Source organism: Paenibacillus sp. FSL A5-0031 (assembly GCF_001956295.1).
Lineage (GTDB): Bacteria > Bacillota > Bacilli > Paenibacillales > Paenibacillaceae > Pristimantibacillus.
This window is the reverse complement of record NZ_MRTD01000007.1, coordinates 169,308-193,140: the sequence shown is the minus strand read 5'-3', so window position 1 is coordinate 193,140 and position 23,833 is coordinate 169,308. Positions and strand designations below refer to the sequence as shown.

The following is a 23,833-nucleotide window of genomic DNA, read 5'->3' as shown; positions in this document are numbered from 1 at the left end:
CCATCAAATCTGTGTTTCTACTTTGTAAGAATACGCTTTCAAAACGAAGTCGTAACTTGAGGCAAACAAGCCGACAACAACTCGCGCATCCCATGATCTTAAACCGCCAAACTTATTATAACATAACCTTTTTCTATTCGACTACGCTTTTCATTTAGTAAAATGTTTGTTATAAAGAGTATTAGAGGATTGTGTTTAAGCAGCAATTTAACAGCAAAGGGGGGGCAGCCTTGGAACATCGAAAGCGTTTGCAGCGAGAGCAGCTCGTTTTGGACGCAAGTCGTGAACTTATTTTGGAAGGACCAGTACCGCCCGATCGGTTAGCCAACATGACGATGCACAAATCGCTGGATGCATTCCGCAGACCAAACGAGCAGCATGTTGCGCTCGTTGAAATTGCCGGCCTAGAAGAAGGAAGAATTATTTTAGCGCGTGAAGGCTCGGTTATCATAGGATACGTAACCTTCCACTATGCGGACGAGCTTGAGCGCTGGTCAGAAGGCGGAATGACGGATTTAATCGAGCTCGGCGCCATCGAAGTTGCAGATGATTATCGCGGCCTTGGCTTAGGAAAACGAATGATTCAGCTCGCCTTCGCCGAGGAGCAATTAGAAAATATGATTGTATTTACGACTGAGTATTATTGGCATTGGGATCTAGAGGGTACGAAGCTGAATGTATGGGATTATCGCAAAATGATGGAAAAATTGATGCAATCCGTCGGAATGATTTGGTACGCCACAGATGACCCCGAAATTTGCTCCCATCCCGCGAATTGTCTTATGGTCCGTATCGGCACAGAGGTCCCGCTAAGCTCGGTAGAACATTTTGACACGGTAAGATTTCGGCAGAGATTTATGTATTAAGGTTTTGCTTACGATGCAGGTTTGCATCGCAAACCTAAGTTACGCTTACGATGCTGGTTTGCTTCGCAAACCTAAGTTTATGCTTACGATGCCGGTTTGCTGCGCAAACCTAAGTAACGCTTACGATGCTGGTTTGCTGCGCAAACCTTTAGGAGGATAGGAATGGCTTCTGACTCTATTTTCATCTATCATTCGGATACTAGCGGATATAAATTCGGTGAGGAGCATCCTTTCGATCCGCTGCGGCTTGCTCTAACGATCGATCTGCTCAAAGAAGTTGATGCTTTGTATGATGAGGATATCCAGCCTCCTACAGTGTATTCCGAGGATGAGCTGCTGTCACTCGTCCATAGAACCGACTATTTGGACGCTGTTAAACAATTGAGTGAAGCCGAAATCGATGATAACAGCGTACTTGCACAGCAGTTTGGACTACACACGGAAGACACTCCTTATTTCCCTGGCATGCACAAGGCAGCAATGTCCATCGTCAGAGGCTCTGTGACGGCCGCTGAGCTTGTTATGACGGGTCAAACCAAGCATGCCTACCATCTTGCCGGAGGATTGCATCACGCCTTCCCTGACCGCGCCTCAGGCTTCTGTGTTTATAATGATGCAGCAGTCGCTATTAAGCATATCCGTCAAACGTATGGGGCAAAAGTGCTTTATATTGATACGGATGTCCATCACGGGGATGGTGTTCAGTGGGTTTTTTATGACGATCCCGACGTATGCACCTATTCGATTCATGAAACGGGAAAATTTCTGTTTCCAGGTACAGGCTACGTGCACGAAAAAGGCACAGATCATGGTTTTGGCGCTTGCTTTAACGTGCCGTTAGAACCGTACACAGAGGATGAATCCTGGCTGGAGAGCTTTAATATTACGTTGCGCAAAATCATTTCGGCCTTCAAACCGGATGTCATTATTAGTCAGCACGGCTGCGATGCTCATGCCTTTGACCCGCTCTCTCACATTCATTGCAGCATGCGTATATATGCTCAAATCCCTGCTATCATCCATGAATTAGCCCATACCTATACCGATGGCCGCTGGATTGCGTTAGGCGGCGGCGGTTATGATATTTTCCGCGTCGTTCCACGAGCTTGGTCTTTAGTATGGCTTACAATGATTGATCACCCTATTGCACATGCCATTGCAGCTGGTGAAGAAGCTAGGCTTCCAGATCGCTGGTTGAGCCATTGGGAATCCATTAGCCCTCACAAGCTCCCTACGCATTGGATGGACGATCCCGAAGATATTGAGCCTATGCCTAGACGAATCGAAATTACGAACAAAAACAGGATGATGCAGCAGATCGTTATTCAAGATCTGTAATCCGATTACAGTGTCAAGCTCGCACAAAAAAAGAACCAGTTCCGATGTTGGCATCAGAGCTGGTTCTTTTTATTTCGTTTAAATATTTTGCATGATATCATCAATAATTTGATAAGAGTTGTTGGAGGCGATTACCGTAAACTCTGGAAAGTTCACATGAGCCGATCCATCCGCTTTGTCAGACATCGAACGAATAATGACAAATGGTGTATTATTCATATCGCATACTTGAGCGACTGAGGCGCCTTCCATCTCCGCGCACGCGCCTTGCAGCTTCTCGTGAAGCAGCTTGACCGACTCGCGGCTGGCAATGAATTGATCGCCCGACAGCACTTTGCCCTGTATGCTGCGTCCTGAGAATAAACGATTGCTAGCTGCAGAAGCCAGCTCAATTAATCTCTCGTCTGCAGGAAATTCTGATCTTGGATGAAATGGAATCGTTCCAAGAGCAAAACCTAATGGTGTACAGTCCATATCATGCTGGACACAGCTCGTCGAAACGACGATATCTCCAATGTTAAGCTGCGGATCAACTGCACCGGCAACGCCGGTAAACAGAACGCAATCAGCACCAAGATCAAGTAAAATTTGTGTGCAAACCGCAGCATTTACTTTCCCTACACCTGATTTGCAATAAATGATCGTTTTGCCATGAAGTGTGCCTTCATAATATGTAATACCTGCTTTAGTAACCTCAGACACTACGTTTACATGCTCATGCAGCAATTCAATTTCTTCAGCCATAGCGCCAATAATTCCAATTTTATTAAACGACATTTCTTTTATATTCCTCCAACCGATTGGCGCACGATAATCTCATGCGGCAGCACAACTTTGGATTGATCTACATTTTCTTTCTTCATCAGCTTTGTCAGCAAACGCATCGATACCGCGCCAATATCATACATTGGCTGTGCTACAGCAGTAAGCTGTGGACGAACCATAGATGCCATACGGCTGTTATCAACACTAATGACAGATATATCATCCGGTACTCTTAAGCCGGAATCCTGAATGCTGTGAATTGCGCCGATCGCCATTTCATCCGTTGCGGAGAACACAGCTGTCGGACGCTCGTCCAGCTCAATAAAATATTTCATCGCTTCTGCGCCTGATTCATAGCGGTAGTTGCCTGTACGAACCAAAGCATCATCGTAAGCAATACCTGCTGCTTCAAGAGCACGCTTATAACCTTGGAATCTTGCATAACCAATGGATGGATCTTGCAGTGTTCCGCTGATCATTGCAATTCTTCTATGTCCTTGCTCATACAAGTTTTGTACAGCATCGAACGCAGCATCCTCGTGGTTGATGTCAACAGACGGAATTTGTCCGCTCTCATCGGAAGTTGCACAAAGTACAATCGGAACATTAGCCGTCTTAAATGCTTGCAAATGCTCTTCCGTCACTGCCCCGCCCATAAATAGCAAGCCGTCTACTTGCTTCTCAAGAAGTGTATTGATAACACGGATTTCTTTATCTTTTTTCTTATCCGCGTTACACAAAATAATATTGTAATGATACATATTCGCGATATCTTCAATTCCGCGTGCTACTTCAGCAAAAATAGCGTTTGAAATATCAGGAATAACTACGCCTACCGTCGTTGTTTTCTTACTTGCCAAGCCCCTTGCTACGGCATTTGGACGATATCCTAGGCGCTCTATTGCTTCATATACTTTTTTGCGTGTTGCTGGTTTCACATTGGGATTATTGTTCACAACCCGAGAAACCGTAGCCATTGATACTCCTGCTTCTCTTGCTACATCATAAATGGTTACCGTCACAGTGTTTCTCTCCATTAGCTCAGATTTTATAATTACGCACGACGCATATTAACGTTATCATACGACAAAATATTTCTTTTCGCAATGTTGACGCATGTTTCACTCATCTGCACGTCTTGTAAAATCAATAATCTGAGCTTCTATGTAAGCAACGTTCGACGGCTTATTTGCTCAAGTCTCTTTTTCAAATCCAAGATCCATGCTTCATCGTTAAGCGTTTGAGCAAGCAAATACAAATCAAGTAGCTTATTGATTCTCTGCTCAACCAGTCTCTCGAATCCGATGCGATCCGTCTGCTGTTTGTCTGCTTTTGCCTCTACCAGAATACTAGCCCACTCGTTGCATTCATTAAAAAGGAATGTCTGCTTGTCTGGTTGAGCCCCCAATTGTGCTATTAAACCTGATAAATCAGGTTTTACTTCCGGAAATACTTCACTGCGATTGCAGGTTGTGCAAGAATATATAGGAACGTTATCAATCTCAACCTTCCCTGAGTAAATAACTGTGCGCAGTTTCATCTTCATGATGTCGCCACAATGACAACTCTTATGCAAAGTGGTCCACTCCTTCATAGTAGCAGCTATCGTAACAACCATAGCTTTCAGAGTAATAATGTATAAATGATTCGACTATTTTCGCACAAATTCCTGCATGCACAACCTTGTAATTTTTACTACTAAAATCACACTCAATATTGACCACAAAATGCTAGTTATGGCGCAACTTTTCTCCACATTTTCCTCACTGGCGGCACAGCTGCAACAATCGTCCAAATCGCAGCTCCGATAAGATCATTCCGCACATCCATAACGTCCGGCATTCTGCCGCCAACAAAAGACTGATGATATTCATCTGTAATTCCATATAAACCACAAATAAGTACAATAACGACCTTCATCCAAAATCGGTCGCCCCTCTTGCCAATGCCGTAGTCTATCGTAAGTGCAAGTATGAAGTAGGAAACAAAATGGCCCCAATTAAAACCTTCCATAAAGGGAAAAAACTTTTGAAAGAAAGGGAGAAAGGTATTTATCTCATCACCTGTTCTCGAAGATAGCGCATATATAACAGCCATCCATGCAATAGCCGGCAAATAGCGCAGCAGCCTTACGTATGAAAAAGATTTAGAATTATAATCAGTTTGCTTCATTGTTTCTCCTTCGTTACAATAATAGAGATCTTTACTAGATGGAGGGGAAAATATGCCGTTACAAAATAAAACCGTCATCTGCTTGCTAGACGACGAATTTGAGGATTTGGAGCTATGGTATCCCGTATATCGTGCGCGCGAAGCTGGTGCGACCGTTTTATATGCTGGACCTGAGAAAGGTAAAACACATATCGGAAAATACGGCGTACCTGCTGTAGCTGATTTGTCATTTGATGAAGTAAATAGCGAAGACATTATCGGTTTATTAGTTCCAGGCGGCTGGGCACCTGATAAGCTTCGCCGTTATCCTAAAGTTCTCCAGCTCGTACAAGAACTGAACGCCGCTGACAAACCGATCGGCCAAATTTGTCATGCAGGCTGGGTACTCATCTCGGCGAAAATATTAGAGGGGCGCAAAGTCACTTCAACACCTGGCATTCGAGATGACATGGAAAATGCAGGAGCGACATGGTTCGATGAAGCCGTCGTTGTTGATGGAAACCTCATTTCCGCACGCCGTCCGCCCGATCTTCCTCCTTATGCAAAAGCGTTTGTAGATGCACTAGTACAGCGAATGGGTTAACCATTCGCTGTTTTTTTGTCCAAGCGCTCCATAAAACCAGTTAGCTGCTCCAATATTTCTGTACTTGTACGGCAATGATGCAGCTGCTGAAATACCTCATGGCTTTCTTCTTGTGAAGTGAAGAGCAGCCTTTCCTTGATGGGCAAAATCGAATGCGAGGACATGCTCAGCTCATCTACATCAAGGCTTAGCCAAATCGGCAGCGCTCTTAGATCCCCTGCAAGCTCGCCGCACACGCCAACTGTTATCCCGCTTCGCTTTGCCGCTTCCACCGTCATGCGCAGCATTCGAATAAGTGCTGGATGGTATGGCTCATACAAGTGTGCGATTTCCTCATTCATACGATCCACAGCTAACGTAAACTGTACCAAGTCATTCGTTCCGATACTAAAGAAATCAACCTCTTCCGCGAGTAGATCAGCGATCATAACAGCGGCAGGAACCTCAATCATAATTCCGATCTTCATCCCTTTATCATAGGGATACCCCGCTGCTTCAAGCTCAAGCTTCGCTTCGTTTAATACTGCATTTGCAGCACGAACTTCATCGACAGATGAAATAAGCGGATACATAAGCTTTACTTGACCGTAATGACTTGCCCGCAAAATAGCGCGAAGCTGCGTTTTGAACAAATCTTTACGATCCAGCGAAATCCGAATGGCTCTGTAACCTAGAAAAGGATTGTCTTCCTCTGGCAGGTCAAAATAATCGAGCTGCTTGTCACCGCCGACGTCCAGCGTTCGGATGACGAGCGGCTCACCCTCAAGGCGTTCGGCTACGCTGCGATATACCTCAAACTGTTCTTCTTCCTTTGGAAACCGATTTCGATCCATGTACAAAAATTCCGTACGGAAAAGCCCAACCCCATGCGCTCCGCTCGACATCGCAATTTCCAGCTCTTTGTAGGAGCTAATATTGGCTGCAAGCTCCAGCCTTTTGCCATCAGGCGTTACCGGGCGATGTCCAGCAATGCCATGCAGCCTTTTTTTCGCTTCCGATTGATGAGAGTGCAGCTCTGTGTAATAGTCAATAACTTGTTGAACAGGATCGATAAACACAGTGCCGTCATTGCCGTCAATAACTAGCGTTTGCCCTGTTTGAATAGGCTCAACTAATCTCGTCTCTACACCAACAACAAGAGGTACGCCGAGCGCTCTAGCCATAATAGCTGAATGTGAAGTTTTGCTGCCAGCAAGGGTCACAATGCCGAGCACATGCTGCGGATTAATATGTGCTAGCTGAGAAGGAGACAACTCTTTAGCAATCAATATAAATGGCTGCGTATCTGAAGGCAGTGTAATTTCTGGCGCTCCCAGCAGATGCTTCAGCAATCGATTGCCCACATCCTTAATATCTAGCGCCCGTTCTTTCATGTACTCATCGTCAAGCAGATCAAACATCGTAACAAAATGATCAATAGCTTCCTTAACAGCAACCTCAGCCGCTTTGTACTGGCGTTGGATAATACCTTGGATTTCATTCATAAAGACAGGATCGTCCAAAATGGCTATATGAGCATCGAATATATGTGTTTCCTCTGAACCGACAACATCTCGCAGATCATCTTTAATCTGTTCAATTTCAGACTTAGAGGTACGAATGCCTTCGTATACACGTTCGAACTCGCGGGCAAAATCAGCTACATCGATTTTTTGCTCCGGTAACTCCCATTCCCAATTCGGAAGCACAAACGATCTCCCAATCGCTATGCCTGCTGACGCCCCTATTCCTTGAATCATTGTGTTTCCCCTCCACCGTTTCTCTCTTTAAGTACAACAGACAATACCGAGGACTGCCCCTTTTTCACCGCTTTGAAAGGTGCAAATCGCCATGAGTGAACAAGATCAGAATTTGTTATGACCATAGGAGTAGCAAGAGATTTGCTCTCCTTTCGAACTCGCTGCAAATCAAATTTTATGAGCATCATGCCTGGCGTAACTTCGTCCCCTTCTTTAACGAGCGCATTAAAATACGCTTTTCCAGCCAGACGCGAAGTATCTATGCCTATATGAAGCAGAACCTCAAGCCCCTCAGGAGTAAGAATGCCGATCGCATGCATCGTCGGATAAATATGCATCACCTTGCCCTTAACCGGCGATACAAGCTCTCCTTTCTCCGGTATAAATGCGACGCCTTGTCCGACGAGTTTGCCTGCAAATATCGGATCAGGCACCTCATCAAGAGGAATCATGCGGCCTTGCATCGGCGAATGGAACAAAACTTGTGCTTGATCACGATGAATAGTCTTGATCATTTCTTCACGAATAAGTTCGGAATACGTGCCAAATACGACCTGAACATGTCCGCCGCCTAATTTGATAACGCCTGCAGCGCCCAGATTCCGAAGCGCATTTATGTCGAGCAGCTTATCGTTGGAAACTTTAAGCCGCAGTCTTGTAATACAGGACTCCATCTTTTCTATATTTTGTTTACCGCCAATGGCTTGCAAAATAAGCGGTGCACGATATGGGATATCACCTGCCCATTCATCAAGCTGTGAGCCTTCCTCACGACCTGGTGTCGGAATCCGAAATCTTCGTATCGCCCAGCGAAACAAAAAGTAATAAACGAAGCCAACAACGATGCCGATCGGTATGATTAGCCAACCTCGTGTTGCCAAATGCTCGTTGATAACATAATCTATGGCTCCTGCTGAGAAGGAGAATCCGTGCTTAATGCCAAGCTCGTAAGTAACCCACATGATAATGCCTGACAATATCGCATGGACGACGTATAAATAAGGAGCAACAAACAAAAATGCGAACTCTACCGGCTCAGTAACGCCAGTTAGAAATGACGCAAGCGCTGCATACATAAACGTTTTCCGAATTTTCGGCTTTAAATCCTCACGCGCTTCGTGAATAATGGCGAATGCGATGGCTGGCAAAGCGAACATCATCGTCGGATAAAGACCAGCCATAAACGAGCCGGCAGTTGGATCGCCAGCGAAGAAACGCGGAAGATCGCCGTACACCATCTGTCCTGAAGCTGTTTCAAAGCTGCCAATTTGAAACCAGAATACATGGCTGACCAAATGATGCAAACCGAATACAACCAAAATCCGGTGTACAAATCCGTATAAAAATACGCCGAAGCCGCCACCCGATTCAACAATTTCACCCAGATTTATCATCATGCTCTGTAAATAAGGCGCAATATTGATCATAGCTATTGAGAACAACAAACTAATAACACTTACAAATAACGGTACAAATCGCGGTCCGCCAAAAAATTGTATGTATTCCGGTAATTTTAAGCTTTTAAACCTCTCATGGCTCACGCCTGAAATAATTCCTATAAGTGTACCAATGAGCACGGTTGGCTCAATCGGCACCTCTGCCGACCCTGTAATGCCGCTATAAATAGCCATACCTACAAGAGCAGCCATCCCTGCTGCGAGAGCATTACCCGTTAAGCCTAGTGAGATGCCAAGCGCAAAAATATATGGTAAATATGTAAAAATCGTTTCGCTTGCAGCTAATAAATAGCCTTCCATCCCTGGCAGGCCAAAGTAATCCCATGGCAGCTTGCTTAAACTCAAAAATATAGCCGCACCTGGCAGGACAATCATCGGCAGCATGAATGCTCTACCAAGCTGCTGCAGGCTCCCAATGAAAACCATCTTGCACCTCCTTCAAGTTTTGCAGAGCAAAACTACTTCGTAAGCATAAGTTTCAAGTTTTGCGAAGCAAAACTACTTCGTAAGCATAAGCCTAAGTTTTGCAAAACAAAACTAACTCCGTAAGCATTATTCAAACACATCTATATCGATGTTAAGCGTTTGCTGCGTTTTTGTCAAAGTAAAACGGCGAGCCTGTAAGGGCCCGCCGATGTTGATGATTCTTTTCTAATTGGATAAAAAAAGTGTTATCGATTACCGCCTGAATAAGGAGAAGAATTGACTGCACTCGTCGACTGCCAGCCTACATGAGAAATGACAGGCCCTGCATTTTGATAAGCATTCGTTGCTTCATATACAGGGTGAAGCGACGTGTTGGAGTGAGTTTGTGTCATACCGCCATATCCATTTTGGAATTGAGATTGGCCGTAACCTCCATAATTGGATGCTGCATGCTGAGCATACTGCGCCCCATTATTCGAGGTTGGCTGGTAGTAAGAATGTTGTTGGTTATGCTCAGAACCAGCTTGATAACCTACATGTGCGATAACCGGACCTACGTTGCCAAACGCCGTTGCTGGCGATTGCGCGTAGCTGTGAACCGGTTGATGCGACATGAATGAATTGTTCGTTCCCACCGGATGCGTCATATTCGAATAGTTATTAGGAGCATAATGTTGTGTTTGCGCTCCTTGGCTATAAGCATTAGACGATTGGTAACCGCCTGGCGAGTTAGCAACAATCGAGTGCGTTTCTCTGCCAAAAGTCGGTTGGCTTAGCTGCCCTTGGTAGTGCGATTGCACATGGCCAGATGGCTCAAAATGTGCATTTTGGTTAAGGTAGCTCTGTTGGCCTTGGTAATTACCCGGTTGTTGCGAAAACTGATTCACGTCGTGTCCTCCTTGAATTACAATCGTATTGTCTTCAAGTGAATGCCGCTTGTTTCGCTTTCTACATGCGAAAAACAAGTACGCAATCGCTCTTGAAGCTTTCTTATTGTGTAGGAGTGACCTGTTTTTTATAACTGTTATCTTTTGGGTTTCCCGTTCGGAAGCAAGATGGAATCCTCCACCTTGATACAACGATCCATTATAACCTCTAAACCGCCTGCTGCAGCAATCGCAGCCGCTTCCTCGTTTGCAATGCCAAGCTGCAGCCAGAAGGTTTTTGCGCCGATGGCAACCGCCTCTTCAGCTACAGGCGGCGTATGCTCGCTTCTGCGAAAAACATTTACGATATCTACTGGCACGGGAATATCTTTTAGAGACGCATAACTTTTTTGTCCCAAGATTGAATCGGCGTTAGGATTAACAGGAATAATCGTATAGCCCTTCGCTTGCATCGCTTCAGATACCATATAGGATACGCGCTCTGGATTGTCTGACAAGCCTACAACAGCTACCGTCGTGCTATTCTCCAAAATACCCTTAATATGCTCGCGAGTCGGATTCTCAAATGCCATGATCATACCTCGATTCATTATTTTGTGAACAAGCTTCTAAACGTCAACTAATAATTAGCCTTCAATCCATTCAACCTTAGCGCCTAAAGCTTGCAAATGATCGAAGAATATCGGATAGGACTTCGCTACATGATGTGCATCACGAATTCGAATAGGTTGTTTCGCACGCAATCCAACGACCGATAATGCCATGATGACACGGTGGTCGTAATGCGCATTGATTTCGACACCGCCCTCTACACCTTCAGGACGTCCATGCACGATAATCTCCGCTTGGCGTTCTTCGACATTGGCTCCAGCTTTTCTTAATTCATTCAAATAATCGGTAATGCGGTCACACTCTTTGTAGCGCAAATTTTCTACATTATAAAATCTAGAGGTGCCTTCAGCAAAAACAGCCGCTGCAACCATTGCAAGTACAGCATCCGTTGCATGATCGCCATCGAACTCGACTGCTTTGAGCTTGCCATTGCCCTTCACGTGGACAATGCCATTCTCATGCGTAAGCGGAACTTCCATCATTTTCAACACATCAACGACAGCGCGTTCGCCTTGCTTGCTCTTCTCTTCCAAACGGTGTACGATGACATCCGATTCCGTTACAGCCGCAGCTGCTAGAATGGCTGCAGACCCCGGGTAGTCGCCTTGCACAGAATAAGTTTTTGCTTCATAGCTTTGACCGCCTGGAATGCGGAACCGCATATAGTCCTCATCTGCATGGATAACAATACCCGCTTGCTCCAATACTTCCAGTGTCTGGCCAACTACTACTTTTGACTTCAAATCATGCAGCACTTCAATTTCACTGTCCTCTTCGAGAAGAGGCGTCAAAAACAGCAGCGCACTCAAAAATTGCGAGCTTATGTTGCCTGAAACTTTAATTTTTCCGCCCTTTGGAGCGCCGCCTTGAATTCGAATAGGCAGCTTGCCTTCGTTATGCTCAATAGAAACGCCCATCGCTGTCAAAGATTCAATGAGGTCGCTATGAGGTCGTTTACCTAGAGAATCTGGATAACGATTAATAAAGGTTACGTCTGGGCAAAGTGCCGCGATGGCCATCAAAAACCGCAAAACCGCACCTGCGTTACCTACATCCAACTGCTCAACTGGCTTAGGATTGCGGCCAAAACCGGTAATAACGATTTTCTCCTCGTCTTCCTCTACCGTTGCTCCCAAATCCCGAATGCAGCGGCGCATTGCATCGCTGTCTTCACTGTGGGCTGGGAAATAAATCGTACTTGTTCCTTCAGCTAGAGCGGCTACCAGAAGGTAGCGAGTGGTATAATTTTTTGAAGAAAGCGCTTGAAGTTCACCTTCAAGTCTTGGCGTTGGTGTCACTAAAACGTCCATAGTTCGTATGATCTCCCTTTACAATAATATATACACATCTACAGCTAATCGGCTGATTGAGGTGATAATGATCTCGGTTATTTATGAAGCGACCATTGCTCGAGTATTGCAGCAACAACCTCTTCCACACTCATATTTGTCGTATCGATCGTAAAATGAGCAAAATCGTAAGCATGCTCACGCTGTTTAAGCAGCAGATTAACTCGCTCCTCTGCATCGCCTTGAAGCAAAGGCCGCTCTGTGTCCGTCTTTACCCGAGCGATGATTTGATCTGGGCTCGCCTTTAAAGCGACGACAAAACCGTTTTTAAGCATTAGCTCACGATTAATGGGACTTAGCACTGCGCCGCCGCCTGTTGCAACCACACAGGTATCCTCGCGCTCCAAAATCGTTCCCAGCACTTTGGTTTCAATGATCCGAAAACCTGCTTCGCCATCCGATGCGAAAATATCAGAAACCCGCTTGTTTTCCAGCCTTTCGATTTCTTCATCGCCGTCGATGCGCGTGCAGCCCACCTTCTCGGAAAGCAGCTTGCTGACGGTTGATTTGCCGGTTCCCATAAACCCGATAAGCACTAATTTACTCAATTGTTGCCTTCCCATCGTAACCGTTTCACCCTTTTCGTTCTTGTTAAACCAATTTTTCTACAATATCATATCATTTTTTTGTAATACTAGGGTATAAAAAAGTTATATATGCCGTATGGATGATAAAGATGTTTATTCGAGAATAGGAGTGACATTAGCGATGAACAGTGATCTTCAGTTGCCTGATCAAAGTCCAACTCAAAAACGCTTCAATCGTATTCTCGATCCTGACCATCCCCTTTGCAGGGAAGATGTGGTCTGGATGCTTGAATTTATTAAAAAAAAGGTGGCTGACGAAGATCCAGCCTTAAAGGATCTTACGCAGCCACGCTTATTGCAAAATTTTCATTTCTTTGCCGAAGCGGCCATGTCGCTCATCCATCGCAGACATTATTCCAATCAAGAGGCCGATCGACTGCGCGACTGTTTGCGTCAAGCAGCTTATGGCTTAAATAAGGACAATCCTCGCGAGACGAGGAACTAATGGCTGATCTAATTAAGATTGCATCCAGTTAAAGTGGAAGCTTCCTTCTTTGTCTATACGTTTGAACGTGTGAGCACCGAAGTAGTCACGCTGCGCTTGAAGCAGGTTTGCAGGCAAACGCTCCGTACGGTAGCTGTCGAAGTAAGCAATTGCACTTGAGAATGCAGGAACCGGTACTCCGTTCGAAACTGCAGCGGAGATCACTTCACGCCAAGCCCCTTGGTACGACTCAACGATGTTTTGGAAATAAGAATCAAGCAAAAGGTTGCGCAGGTTAGGATCACGGTCGTAAGCGTCTTTGATGTTTTGCAGGAAGCGAGCACGGATAATGCAGCCGCCGCGGAAAATCATAGCGATTTCGCCGTAGTTAAGATCCCAGTTAAATTCTTCAGAAGCTGCACGCATTTGAGCAAATCCTTGAGCGTACGAGCAAATTTTACTTGCGAACAATGCTTTGCGAACAGATTCGATAAATGCTGCTCTGTCACCTTGGAAAGGTGTTTTTGCAGGTCCGTTAAGTACTTTGCTTGCCGCAACGCGCTCTTCCTTCATAGCTGACAAGAAACGAGTAAATACGGATTCTGTAATGATAGAAAGCGGTACGCCAAGATCTAGCGAGCTTTGGCTTGTCCATTTTCCAGTACCTTTTTGACCAGCGGAATCCAAGATAACATCTACCATTGGCTTGCCTGTCTCAGGATCGTATTTGGAGAAGATATCTCTAGTAATTTCGATTAGGTAGCTGTCAAGCTCGCCTTTATTCCACTCGGAGAAAATTTCGTGCAGCTCTTCAGCACTAACATCAAGTACGTTTTTAAGCAGATCATAAGCTTCGCAAATCAGCTGCATATCGCCGTATTCGATTCCGTTATGTACCATTTTCACATAATGACCTGCGCCATCTGGACCGATATATGTGCAGCAAGCATCGTCTCCAACTTTAGCTGAAATAGCAGTAAGAATAGGTTCAACCAGCTCGTAAGCGGATTTTTGTCCACCCGGCATGATAGAAGGTCCTTTTAGTGCTCCCTCTTCGCCGCCAGAAACGCCAGTTCCGATAAAACGGAAGCCTTTAGCTTCTAGATCTTTGCTGCGACGAACAGTATCAGGGAAATAAGCGTTTCCGCCATCGATAATGATATCGCCTTCAGCCAAATGTGGAACGAGTGAATCGATCGTCGCGTCTGTTCCTGCACCTGCTTGTACCATAATCAAAATTTTGCGGGGAACTTCCAATGATTGAACAAATTCCTCGATTGTATAAGTAGGAACAAGATTTTTTCCAACTGCTTCTTGAACAAGATCATCAGTCTTCTCGCGTGAACGGTTGAACACCGATACCGTGAAGCCTCTGCTTTCAATGTTAAGGGCAAGGTTTTTACCCATTACGGCTAATCCAATTACACCAATTTGCTGTTTTGACATCTGGTTCTTCCATCCTTCATCATCTATTTTGGGTCACAATAGTTTCATTTTACTCTTTTTGCGGCAAGAAGAAAACTGTCTGCAAGGAAAAATGTCGCAATAGTCGCATCAATTATATTGAGAGAACTAAAAAGTTTATCTTATATATACCGAAAAGCTTAGTCATTTTATAATAAAAGGAGTCTTTTTTAATGGTAAATGAACAACATAAAAACGATCAAATGCTGTTAGAAAGCAGCTTTTGATCGTTTTTATGTTTTCAAATGGGGGCTAGCATCTATCATCAGAGTTCCAATTGCAACATTTCCGAGCGAAGAGTATTCAGCCGCTCTTTAGACTCAGTAACCGCTTCCTCATCCTTGCTCTCTAGCGCGTCAAACAGCATCGATAGCTCATAATCCAGCTCATAACGCAGTACAACCGCTCTTTCCTCAGCACGCTTTGATTGAAATGCTCTAATCATTTCTTCTATTGTAACGAAAGGCTTCTTCTGATAAATAATCCGATGTTCCATACCGGACACCTCCACGAGTCGTATAATCTCACCGAACATAATACTCTCAATGACGATTTGACGATCTTTAATGCGCTTCACAATCGCATGTCCACGTGTGTCATTAATCAGCTTTTCAATTAATTCTGACAGCTTCTCATCTTTAATAATGTAGTCCCCGACAATTTTGTAACGGTTCTTCATTCGCTGGAACTGAAGCTTAACGAGCTTGCGGCCAGTTCGAATGGATACAAGAAACTGCCCCTCCGTCTCACTCCAGTACAAGGAGTACCCTTCCTGAATAAGATCGCGGATGAGATTTTGGATTTGCCGCCGGTCAAATCGCAGCTCCAAATTGCAATATTCGACTTCATGGCTTTTGTTCACGGCAATCCCTCCCTTACCTCAGAATAGTTGACGAAATGTTCTGATAATTTGTTCTTACTTTTATCTTATACTCCATCTTATGTTATGGCAACTTGGATTATTGACTAATTTTACGCTTACAGCCGACTTATCTCAAAAAAGGGCGCGAGCGTCTTCATATGAAGCCGTCTCGCACCCTTTTGAACTTATATTCCATAGGCCACCATGGATTTTTCAAACCCATTTCATGCATATGTTTTCAACTTTAGTTGCGTAAAGCAAAAGCGATAGCTTCTTCTAATTCTAGCTTTTGCGCTTCTAATTCGTTCCTTTGCTTAATCTCTACGATTCCATCAGCAGCATGTTTCCCTACTACAATGCGCAGCGGTATGCCGATAAGATCGGAGTCCTTGAATTTGACGCCTGGGCGCTCGTCACGATCATCGAGCAGCGTCTCTACCCCAGCCTCAAGCAATCTTGCTGTAATATGCGCGGCCAAATCCATTTGGACCTGATCCTTCGCTGATACAGGTACCACATGAACTTGGTAGGGTGCTATCGATTTAGGCCAAATGATGCCATTGCTATCGGAGTGCTGTTCAAGTACCGCAGAGAGCAAACGTGAAACTCCGATACCATAGCAGCCCATTATTAATGGCTGTTCTGAGCCCGACGCATTTAAAAACTTAGCATTTAGCGCTTCACTGTATTTCGTTCCCAGCTTGAACACATGGCCAACCTCAATGCCGCGGTAAAATACCAAGCTGCCTGTCTCGCATCGCGGGCACCCGTCTCCTATTGCTGCATTTCGATAATCACCTGCCTGCACATCCTTCAAATGAATGCTTGGGATAACATTTCCGATATGATAATCCTGCTCATTCGCTCCTGCAATTCCTGATTTCATCGCAAGAACCGCATGGTCCGCATAAATGGGAATTTGCAAGCCGAGCGGTCCGGCAAAGCCGGTAGGTGCGCCAGTTACCCGCTCTGTCGTAGCTTGATCCGCAAGCTCCAGATGAGCTACAGCAAGCGCATTTTTCACTTTTATTTCATTTACCTCATGATCTCCCCGAACAACAACAGCAACCGGAGCACCGTCAGCAACATAAATCAGTGTTTTCATAAAAGCATCTGCTCCAAGGCCAAAAGCCTCGACAAGCTGGTCAATCTTCTTAATCTCCGGTGTATGATGACGCACCAACGCAGAATCATTATTCTGCTCTGTATCCGTTGTTTGTTCCGACAGCTTGTATTCAGCTTTTTCCAAATTCGCCGCATAGTCGCATGAATTGCACACAGCAATCGTGTCTTCACCAATATCAGCGAGTGCCATAAATTCATGTGTTCCGCCTTCTCCACCAATTGAACCTGCATCAGCTTCAACCGGACGGTAATTTAGACCACAACGTGTGAAGATGCGATTATAAGCCTCGTACATGCTCGTATAGCTGCGATGAAGCCCATCAAAGTCCTCATCAAAGGAATAAGCATCTTTCATTAGAAATTCTCTGCCGCGGAGCAAGCCATAGCGTGGACGCTTCTCGTCGCGGAATTTAGTTTGAATCTGATACAATGTCATAGGCAGCTGCCGATAAGAGCTTACCTCACTGCGCACAAGAGCTGTAATCACTTCTTCATGCGTTGGTCCAAGCGTAAACTCGCGATCATGGCGGTCACGCAGCCGCATAAGCTCAGGTCCATACACATCATATCGTCCCGATTGCTGCCACAGCTCTGCCGGCTGCATAGCGGGCATTAATACCTCTTGTGCTCCGGCTTGATCCATTTCTTCTCTTACGATTTGCTCGAGTTTTCTGAGCACGCGCCTGCCAAGCGGCAAATACGTATAAATACCTGCGGCAAGCTGTCTAATAAGACCTGCACGCAGCATTAATTGATGGCTGGCTGCTTCCGCTTCTGACGGCGCCTCGCGCAAGGTAGGCATTAAAAGCTTACTTTGTCTCATGATAGATAGCCCTCCGATTATTAGATTTAAGCCATAAAAACAAAAAAACGCATTCGTAAGGGACGAATGCGTTCGTGGTACCACCCTCAAATAGTCGCCAAATGATCTGGACAACTCTCAATAGATAACGGAATGAATATTCCGGCAGCGGAAGAAGTATAAACTTCCCGCTGCAGCTCGCAAGATAGGGATTAATCAATCGTTCATAGAAGCCTTCCAGCCTTCGGGCTTCCTCTCTGATAGAAACGTTTGCTGATTAACATAGTCTTGGTCGACGCTGTTGCGATGTCATTAACATTTTGACAAATTTACAATACAACGATGATGAAGTCAAGCCAATTTTCAGGGCGCTTGCTGCTTAGTATTTTAGCTTGTGCGATTTGGTCTGAGTACGGCAGAACCAAAGGCAATCAGCACAGCAGCGAATAAAAGCAGGATAAGAAGCGGAAGCAAGACGTCACTAAAGCCGCCCCCGCCGCCTAAACGATCAATTGCTGTAAGCGCCCATTTTTGCGGAAAGAAATTAGCAAGCTTTTGCATAAAATCAGGTAGCATGGAAAGAGGAAAGAAACAACCGCTGATCATGCAGGACGGAGCGATAATAACGTTGTTGATTTGAGACAGCTGCGTGCTATTGCGCACTAGACCCGCTACCGCCGAAGCAAGGCCAACAATTGCAAGCAAAAAGAATTCCAATACGAGCAGCATCCATCCGAACGAAATACCAGGTGAATAGTCAAATACGAAATAAGTTAAGCCTAGAACAATGACAAGCTGAATCGTGCCCACAAGCATGCTGCCCAAAAAATTTCCAAAAGCAATATCAAGCGAGCGAAGCGGCGCTGTGTACATCCTTGCCATCGTGCGCTGCTCTCGATCTTCCATAATGAAACCGATAGACTGGCTGACAAGCAGCATAACAAACATAAGGATGAGACCGATCATTGTTGGATTGGATACAATTTTGCCAAGCTCCATTTCCGTATTGGCAAGGACAGCTTTAGGAGAGGCTTGCGCTTCCAGCAAAGCGGTCAGCTTAGATAAATCCATTGGAGATTCAGGGTCAGTCCCTCTTATCAGAGCGGCAGAGGAAGACAGCTTTTGAGCTTCTGTCTCAAGTGTAGCTGCAAGCGAAGCGTTCCAAAGCTGCGTATTCATTCGGTAAAGCTGAGCTGTTGACGAATCTCCCTCCATCATTTTTGCTGAGAAATCCGCAGGAATATAGATGGCAGCATCCGCTTTGCCCTCTATTACACGATCCTTTAACTGCTGTTCATTCATCGCCGGCTCCGAATGGATCTCATACAAAGGCTCTTTCTGTAATGAGGATGCCAAATATTCGCCTAATATTCCTGAGTCAGCATTGTTCACGATAATAATAGCTTTATCTCTATTCGTGCTAGCGAACAATCCTGCCATAATAGATAAAATGATCGCTGGAACAAGAACATTCATAATCAGTCCGCGACGGGAACCCATGGTGCGTCGTACGAGATGTGCAGCAATTTGCAAACTAGGCATGCTGTCTCACCACCTTTGGCAGTCTAATGACTGCGATTATTGTTATACCTAATGCGATTGCTCCAAGAACAGCGATTCCATTCCAAACCGTTGCTGAACCTTCACCGTTCATGATGGCGCGAAGTGCATCATTTGCCCAGTGATTAAGCGTCCACTGATTGAGACCTCCTACCATCTTCACAATGTCTGGAATCATTCCGCCGCTAATAAAGGTCATGCTGAATACAATGATGCTGAACAGCGTTTGTGTCGATTTTTTGGATCGTACGAAGGATGAGATCGTAATAGCAAGTGCAGCCCCAGCAGCAGTCGTAAGCAGACAAGTCAGCGTAATAGCTCCAAAGTTATTTCCCCAATCAACGCCATATACAAATGATGTAAATGCGATAATCACTGCCGCCTGCAGTGCTGCAAGCATGACTCCTCCTAAAATAATGCCAAACACCATGGCTCTAAATGAACCTGGAATTGCATACATTCGCTGCAAAGTTCCCGCTTCCCTCTGATTGAGCAACGCGATCGTCGCCGTCATGCCGCCATAGAGCAAAAACATAATTAAGTAGGCCACAGAATAGTATTGCATCGCTGATTCTTTGCCAAAGGCTTGATTATCACCTGAGCTCAAATTTTTTGTCTCAATATGTGATTGTCCCGCTGGCGCTTGACTTTGTGCAGCACCTGCATTTAGTTCAGGTCCAAGGATTTGCAGTGCTGCGGCTTGCAAATTTACCGCAGCCATATATTTATTGATAAAAGCAGCCGCAGCAATATTTTTTTCTTCATAGCGCCCTTCAAACGTCGACCATTTCGCCGTTTCCCCTGCGCTCAGCTCACTGGAGAAGTTTTTCGGGATCGATACGCCATAATCAGCAACGCCCTCCCGAATCCAATCCTTTACCTCCTTCTCTGAGTTTGCATCTAGAACCTTCACATATGGTTTTACTGCTTCATTGCTCCAGAAAGCATCGATGCTAGCTCGCATTTCCCCCTGATCCGCATTGTATAGGGCAATTTTAGCCGGCTTAATTTCTGTATCAAATGCGCTGCCAAGCAGCAAAATCAATAATAAAGGCAAACCGATCAAAATAATGAGAACGGAACGCATCCGTGCATATTTTATAAGCTCATAATAAGCAGCTGTCCACCATGCTGGCATCATCATCATCTCCTATTCGTCACGTAATGTGCGTCCGGTCATTTGCAGGAATAGCGATTCAAGATTCGGCTCTTCCCGCGTCAGCTTGCGAATATTAATGCCATGCTTCTGAAGGATAAACAATAAATCCTGTAATATAGACAGCGATTCCTTCACCGTCACTTCAAGCGTCAAGCTATTATCTCGTTCTGCAAGCTGAAGCACGCCTGGATGCTCAACCATCTCTGTCATTGCCGGCGCCGATTTTTTATCAATTTCAAAAATCAGCTTCTCTTCTTGGCCAACTTGTCGTTTTAATTCATCCTTCGTCCCGCATGCAATAAGCTTGCCTTTATCCAAAATGCCGATTCTTGTGCAAATCGCTTCTACCTCTTCCATGTAATGGCTGGTGTAAATGACCGTAGAGCCTAACTTATTTAATTCCCTTACGGACTCCAAGATATGGTTGCGTGACTGAGGGTCGATTCCAACCGTTGGTTCATCCATAATGATCAGCTTAGGTCGGTGCATAATGGCGCATGCGATGTTGAGCCTGCGCTTCATTCCGCCTGAGAATGTGCTAGGTTTATCCTTCGCTTTGTCCAGCAACCCAACGAATTGCAGCGCCTCATCAACACGATCGCGAAGCAGCGAACCTCTGAGCCCGTAAAGCTTTGCAAAAAAAGTAACATTTTCGCGAGCGGTCAACGTCTCATAGATAGCCAGCTCCTGCGGCACTAAACCAATCCGTTTCTTTACTTCAAGCGGATGCTTGCGAATTGAAAAACCTTCGACCAAAATATCTCCGCCGCTTGGCTTCAGCAAACCAGCCAACATATGAATCGTTGTACTTTTTCCCGCTCCATTTGGACCAAGTAAACCAAAAATTTCACCCTGATCAATATTGAAGCTAAGATGATTAACCGTTATCGTTGTGTCGTATTTTTTGACAACCTCGCGAAATGTAACTAGATTCATATTTATTCATCCTTTCAGTTCGTTTCTGATAAACCAATTGTACGTCATGAAAAGCAACGAAACAGGTCTAAAAAGTCATCTTATGAGGGTGACTAAAGTCATCTCTTTGTATAAAGGCATATATCCGCATGAAGGTTGGATGAAAAGCGGTTTCAGTCTCGTTCGTCCAATAAACAATGTGCTATAATAAAACAAATTCAGCTGCAGGAGCTGCTCGGATATGAAGAAACAACTGCACCAAATTCGTTCCTTGTTAGTAGCGATTCCTTCTATTATTAGTATCGTGCATGTAGAAGCAGGTTTATATGCTCATTACACCGCTTCTGTACTCCTTGCACTGCTCCTAACGAAAGTTGGCTCTATGTATCCTAAATATCGAATTTTATTGCTGATGCTGGAGTTAATCGCTTTTTCTTGGTTTTCCTATACGTATGGCGGAGTTCTGTTTCTATTGCTTTTCTCCACCCTTATTGCCTCATTTCAACAAAGGCCGACTCGCATGGTCAGCACAGCTTGGACAATCGCTGGCTTAGCTGCTTTATTGACAGGTATGTATGGCAGAGAACCCGAAATCATATTTGCCGTAGCGGTACTATGGATTACTACAGCAGCCGTCCTCTATGCTTCCAACGAGTTTGAGGACAAACATCATCAAATTGAGGATTTATACGGAGCACTGGCTGCCAGCCACGCAGAGCTTGACTCAGCCAGACGCAGAATGCAGGATTACGCCTTGCAAGTTGAGTATCAAGCGCAGATCGAAGAGCGAAACCGCATCGCCAAGGATATTCATGATGATTTGGGCCACCGCCTCATTCGCGTCAAAATGATGTCCGAAGCGGCTTTGCATTTATTCGATGCAGATACCGCAAGAGCTCGCAGCACGGTTGAGCAAATGCGTGATCAGCTGCAGGACAGCATGGAGCTGATGCGCAGAACAGTACGAAGACTTGCATCGGATGCGGAAAAGGACGTTAGGCAATATGCCCTCGACCGTCTGGTTGAAGAATCCGCTTCGGCATTAGGCATATCCGTAAGCTTTCGTGTAACGGGTCATCCCAGACCACTTTACCCGAGCATCGAGCTCATTTTATTTAAAAATGCCCAAGAAGCGATCACGAATGCTGTTCGGCATGGAAAAGCGACATCGGTTGTGGTTACTTTAGATTTCTTAACTGCGTACGTATCGCTAACCGTATCCAATAACGGCAGCTTGCCCGACGAGCCTATCGAAGCTGGTCTTGGCATGAAGGGGATGCGAGAGCGGATTGCCTTAATTGGGGGCCAAATGGACTGGCAGAAGGCCGATCAGTTCTCAATAACGACAACACTTCCGCTGCTTGGCGGTTAACGACGATTCTGCTCTTTTTAGAAATGGAGAGATTTGAGTAAATGATTCAGGTGCTGATAGTGGATGATGATCCTTTTATACGAGAGAGCATGAACGTTATTTTAGGATTGGATAACGAATTGCATGTCGCTGGCGTTTGTGCAAACGGTCTGGAGGCCGAACAATTTGTCCGCCAACATCCCGTCGATGTCGTACTAATGGATATTCGGATGCCGCTCTGCGATGGTGTGGAAGGAACGAAGCTGCTTCGCGCACTTGATCCCCCACCTGCCGTGCTTATTTTGACGACCTTTGATGATGACGAATACATAGCGCAAGCCATCCGAAACGGCGCCAATGGCTATTTGCTCAAAAATGTACCGCCAAGCCGTATTATAAGCGGCATAAAGACTGTTCATGAGGGTTCCGTGCTGATCCATCCCGAAATCGCCCGTAAATTGGCTGGGATGCTGGAGACGCCGCGAGCCGACTCAGCCAAATCAGTAATGATTTCCGGTCTTACGCAAGCTGAGGTGCAAATTGTCCGTCTGATTGCGGACGGTCAATCCAATAAGGAAATTGCCGCTACCCTTTTCCTAAGCGAAGGTACAATTAAAAATTATATTACTGAAATACTTAATAAACTCGAGCTTCGAGACCGAACGCAAATCGCCATCTTTTATTTGAAATTATTGCACCAATAATTGTTTGATTGAAGGAGATTAATTTAATGACAACACAGACTACTTCTACCCCGCTTGTTGGCTTTACACAAGCCGACTTCGATGTTTTTGCGCTTCAAGGACTTGAGGAGCGTATGGCTGCTATTCAAAATCAGATTCAGCCGAAATTCCGAGCGATCGGTGAGCAGCTCAGCGTCGATGCAGCTGTTCACGCCGGCAATGAAATGTACTTGCATGTTGCAAGGCATGCTCGCCGTAAAGTGAATCCGCCAAAGGATACTTGGCTCGCCATTTGCGCTAGCAAACGCGGCTACAAGGCACATCCGCATTTTCAGCTTGGATTGTTTGATGATCATCTATTTATGTGGTTTGCACTCATTTACGAGGTTCCGCATAAATCCAATATCGCAACCGCCCTCCTGAACCAAATTGATGAAGTCATTGCAAATGTACCTAAGGATTATGTACTTTCACTTGATCATATGAAAAAAGAGTCCACCGCTATCAGTACGATGTCAAAACAAGATTGGAATGATGCGCTCGTTCGTTTCCGTGATGTTCAGAAAGCGGAACTGCTTATCGGCCGTCATGTGCAAGCGAGCGATCCGATTCTCAAAGACGGCGATGCGCTGCTTGAGCTTACTTCCTCCACTTATAAAACGCTTATGCCGTTATACCATATGGCTAATGTATAAGAATGGATTTAA

The 23,833-nt window shown here is 45.2% G+C and carries 23 protein-coding genes; 7 read left to right on the top strand and 16 right to left on the bottom strand.

Annotation, left to right across the window (positions count from 1 at the left end; genetic code table 11):
* The first annotated feature begins 230 nt into the window (after positions 1-230).
* Positions 231-866, top strand: coding sequence for a GNAT family N-acetyltransferase (locus BK120_RS14560; protein ID WP_076268237.1), 636 nt, complete (start codon positions 231-233; stop codon positions 864-866).
* Between the two features lie 162 nt (positions 867-1,028).
* Positions 1,029-2,204, top strand: a complete 1,176-nt coding sequence (locus tag BK120_RS14555; protein WP_076268236.1) for an acetoin utilization protein AcuC — start codon at positions 1,029-1,031, stop codon at positions 2,202-2,204.
* A 78-nt stretch (positions 2,205-2,282) separates the two neighbouring features.
* Here the strand turns inward: BK120_RS14555 and BK120_RS14550 are convergent, their stop codons facing one another.
* From BK120_RS14550 to BK120_RS14535, 4 genes are all read right to left on the bottom strand, one after another.
* Entirely contained in the window at positions 2,283-2,981 is a 699-nt protein-coding gene (locus BK120_RS14550; RefSeq protein ID WP_076268235.1) for a 5'-methylthioadenosine/adenosylhomocysteine nucleosidase, read from the bottom strand.
* Between the two features lie 5 nt (positions 2,982-2,986).
* On the bottom strand, positions 2,987-3,991 hold the full coding sequence (gene ccpA, locus BK120_RS14545) for a catabolite control protein A (protein ID WP_076268234.1): 1,005 nt from the start codon (positions 3,989-3,991) through the stop codon (positions 2,987-2,989).
* A gap of 140 nt (positions 3,992-4,131) precedes the next feature.
* Positions 4,132-4,515, bottom strand: a complete 384-nt coding sequence (locus BK120_RS14540) for a hypothetical protein (protein ID WP_305953885.1) — start codon at positions 4,513-4,515, stop codon at positions 4,132-4,134.
* 188 nt (positions 4,516-4,703) lie between these two features.
* Complete coding sequence (locus tag BK120_RS14535) at positions 4,704-5,141, bottom strand: VanZ family protein (RefSeq protein WP_076268232.1); 438 nt, start codon at positions 5,139-5,141, stop codon at positions 4,704-4,706.
* Between the two features lie 52 nt (positions 5,142-5,193).
* Here BK120_RS14535 and BK120_RS14530 point away from each other — a divergent pair, with 52 nt between their 5' ends.
* A complete protein-coding gene (locus BK120_RS14530; RefSeq protein WP_076268231.1) occupies positions 5,194-5,724 on the top strand; it encodes a type 1 glutamine amidotransferase domain-containing protein in 531 nt (176 codons plus the stop codon).
* Here the strand turns inward: BK120_RS14530 and ptsP are convergent.
* The 6 genes from ptsP to BK120_RS14500 all read right to left on the bottom strand — a co-directional run bounded on the left by ptsP (position 5,721) and on the right by BK120_RS14500 (position 12,742).
* Positions 5,721-7,463: a phosphoenolpyruvate--protein phosphotransferase gene (ptsP, locus tag BK120_RS14525; RefSeq protein ID WP_076268230.1), complete on the bottom strand. Its 1,743-nt coding sequence runs from the start codon at positions 7,461-7,463 to the stop codon at positions 5,721-5,723. The two genes, BK120_RS14530 and ptsP, sit on opposite strands and share 4 nt — an antisense overlap.
* Positions 7,460-9,346, bottom strand: a complete 1,887-nt coding sequence (locus BK120_RS14520; protein ID WP_076268229.1) for a glucose PTS transporter subunit IIA — start codon at positions 9,344-9,346, stop codon at positions 7,460-7,462. The genes ptsP and BK120_RS14520 overlap by 4 nt, the downstream gene beginning before the upstream one ends.
* A gap of 245 nt (positions 9,347-9,591) precedes the next feature.
* Positions 9,592-10,233 (bottom strand): hypothetical protein, encoded by a 642-nt coding sequence (locus BK120_RS14515; RefSeq protein WP_076268228.1) that lies wholly within the window; start codon positions 10,231-10,233, stop codon positions 9,592-9,594.
* 137 nt (positions 10,234-10,370) lie between these two features.
* Positions 10,371-10,805 (bottom strand): CoA-binding protein, encoded by a 435-nt coding sequence (locus BK120_RS14510; RefSeq protein WP_076268227.1) that lies wholly within the window; start codon positions 10,803-10,805, stop codon positions 10,371-10,373.
* A 54-nt stretch (positions 10,806-10,859) separates the two neighbouring features.
* The gene (gene aroA / locus BK120_RS14505) at positions 10,860-12,155 is read right to left on the bottom strand and encodes a 3-phosphoshikimate 1-carboxyvinyltransferase (RefSeq protein ID WP_076268226.1); all 1,296 of its coding nucleotides are present in this window, start codon (positions 12,153-12,155) and stop codon (positions 10,860-10,862) included.
* Positions 12,156-12,232: 77 nt separating this feature from the next.
* On the bottom strand, positions 12,233-12,742 hold the full coding sequence (locus BK120_RS14500; protein ID WP_256710894.1) for a shikimate kinase: 510 nt from the start codon (positions 12,740-12,742) through the stop codon (positions 12,233-12,235).
* A gap of 160 nt (positions 12,743-12,902) precedes the next feature.
* On the opposite strand from BK120_RS14500, the gene BK120_RS14495 reads away from it, so the two are divergent.
* Positions 12,903-13,226: a hypothetical protein gene (locus tag BK120_RS14495; RefSeq protein WP_076268224.1), complete on the top strand. Its 324-nt coding sequence runs from the start codon at positions 12,903-12,905 to the stop codon at positions 13,224-13,226.
* Between the two features lie 12 nt (positions 13,227-13,238).
* On the opposite strand, the gene gndA is transcribed toward BK120_RS14495, so the two are convergent.
* The 6 genes from gndA to BK120_RS14465 all read right to left on the bottom strand — a co-directional run bounded on the left by gndA (position 13,239) and on the right by BK120_RS14465 (position 21,113).
* Positions 13,239-14,651, bottom strand: a complete 1,413-nt coding sequence (gene gndA, locus BK120_RS14490) for an NADP-dependent phosphogluconate dehydrogenase (protein ID WP_076268223.1) — start codon at positions 14,649-14,651, stop codon at positions 13,239-13,241.
* 283 nt (positions 14,652-14,934) lie between these two features.
* Positions 14,935-15,531 carry a hypothetical protein gene (locus BK120_RS14485; RefSeq protein ID WP_076268222.1) on the bottom strand — a complete coding sequence of 199 codons (597 nt, stop codon included), beginning with the start codon at positions 15,529-15,531 and terminating at the stop codon, positions 14,935-14,937.
* Positions 15,532-15,775: 244 nt separating this feature from the next.
* Positions 15,776-17,479: a proline--tRNA ligase gene (locus tag BK120_RS14480; RefSeq protein WP_076268221.1), complete on the bottom strand. Its 1,704-nt coding sequence runs from the start codon at positions 17,477-17,479 to the stop codon at positions 15,776-15,778.
* A 366-nt stretch (positions 17,480-17,845) separates the two neighbouring features.
* On the bottom strand, positions 17,846-19,000 hold the full coding sequence (locus BK120_RS14475) for an ABC transporter permease (RefSeq protein WP_076268220.1): 1,155 nt from the start codon (positions 18,998-19,000) through the stop codon (positions 17,846-17,848).
* Positions 18,993-20,156: an ABC transporter permease gene (locus BK120_RS14470; RefSeq protein ID WP_076268219.1), complete on the bottom strand. Its 1,164-nt coding sequence runs from the start codon at positions 20,154-20,156 to the stop codon at positions 18,993-18,995. The genes BK120_RS14475 and BK120_RS14470 overlap by 8 nt, the downstream gene beginning before the upstream one ends.
* A gap of 12 nt (positions 20,157-20,168) precedes the next feature.
* On the bottom strand, positions 20,169-21,113 hold the full coding sequence (locus BK120_RS14465) for an ABC transporter ATP-binding protein (RefSeq protein ID WP_076268218.1): 945 nt from the start codon (positions 21,111-21,113) through the stop codon (positions 20,169-20,171).
* A gap of 220 nt (positions 21,114-21,333) precedes the next feature.
* On the opposite strand from BK120_RS14465, the gene BK120_RS14460 reads away from it, so the two are divergent.
* Genes BK120_RS14460 through BK120_RS14450 form a run of 3 tightly spaced genes read left to right on the top strand, consistent with a single transcriptional unit; the run spans position 21,334 to position 23,821 of the window.
* Positions 21,334-22,464, top strand: coding sequence for a sensor histidine kinase (locus BK120_RS14460; RefSeq protein ID WP_076268217.1), 1,131 nt, complete (start codon positions 21,334-21,336; stop codon positions 22,462-22,464).
* A 41-nt stretch (positions 22,465-22,505) separates the two neighbouring features.
* Entirely contained in the window at positions 22,506-23,147 is a 642-nt protein-coding gene (locus tag BK120_RS14455) for a response regulator transcription factor (RefSeq protein ID WP_076268216.1), read from the top strand.
* Between the two features lie 26 nt (positions 23,148-23,173).
* Positions 23,174-23,821 carry a DUF1054 domain-containing protein gene (locus BK120_RS14450; RefSeq protein WP_076268215.1) on the top strand — a complete coding sequence of 216 codons (648 nt, stop codon included), beginning with the start codon at positions 23,174-23,176 and terminating at the stop codon, positions 23,819-23,821.
* Positions 23,822-23,833 lie beyond the last annotated feature (12 nt).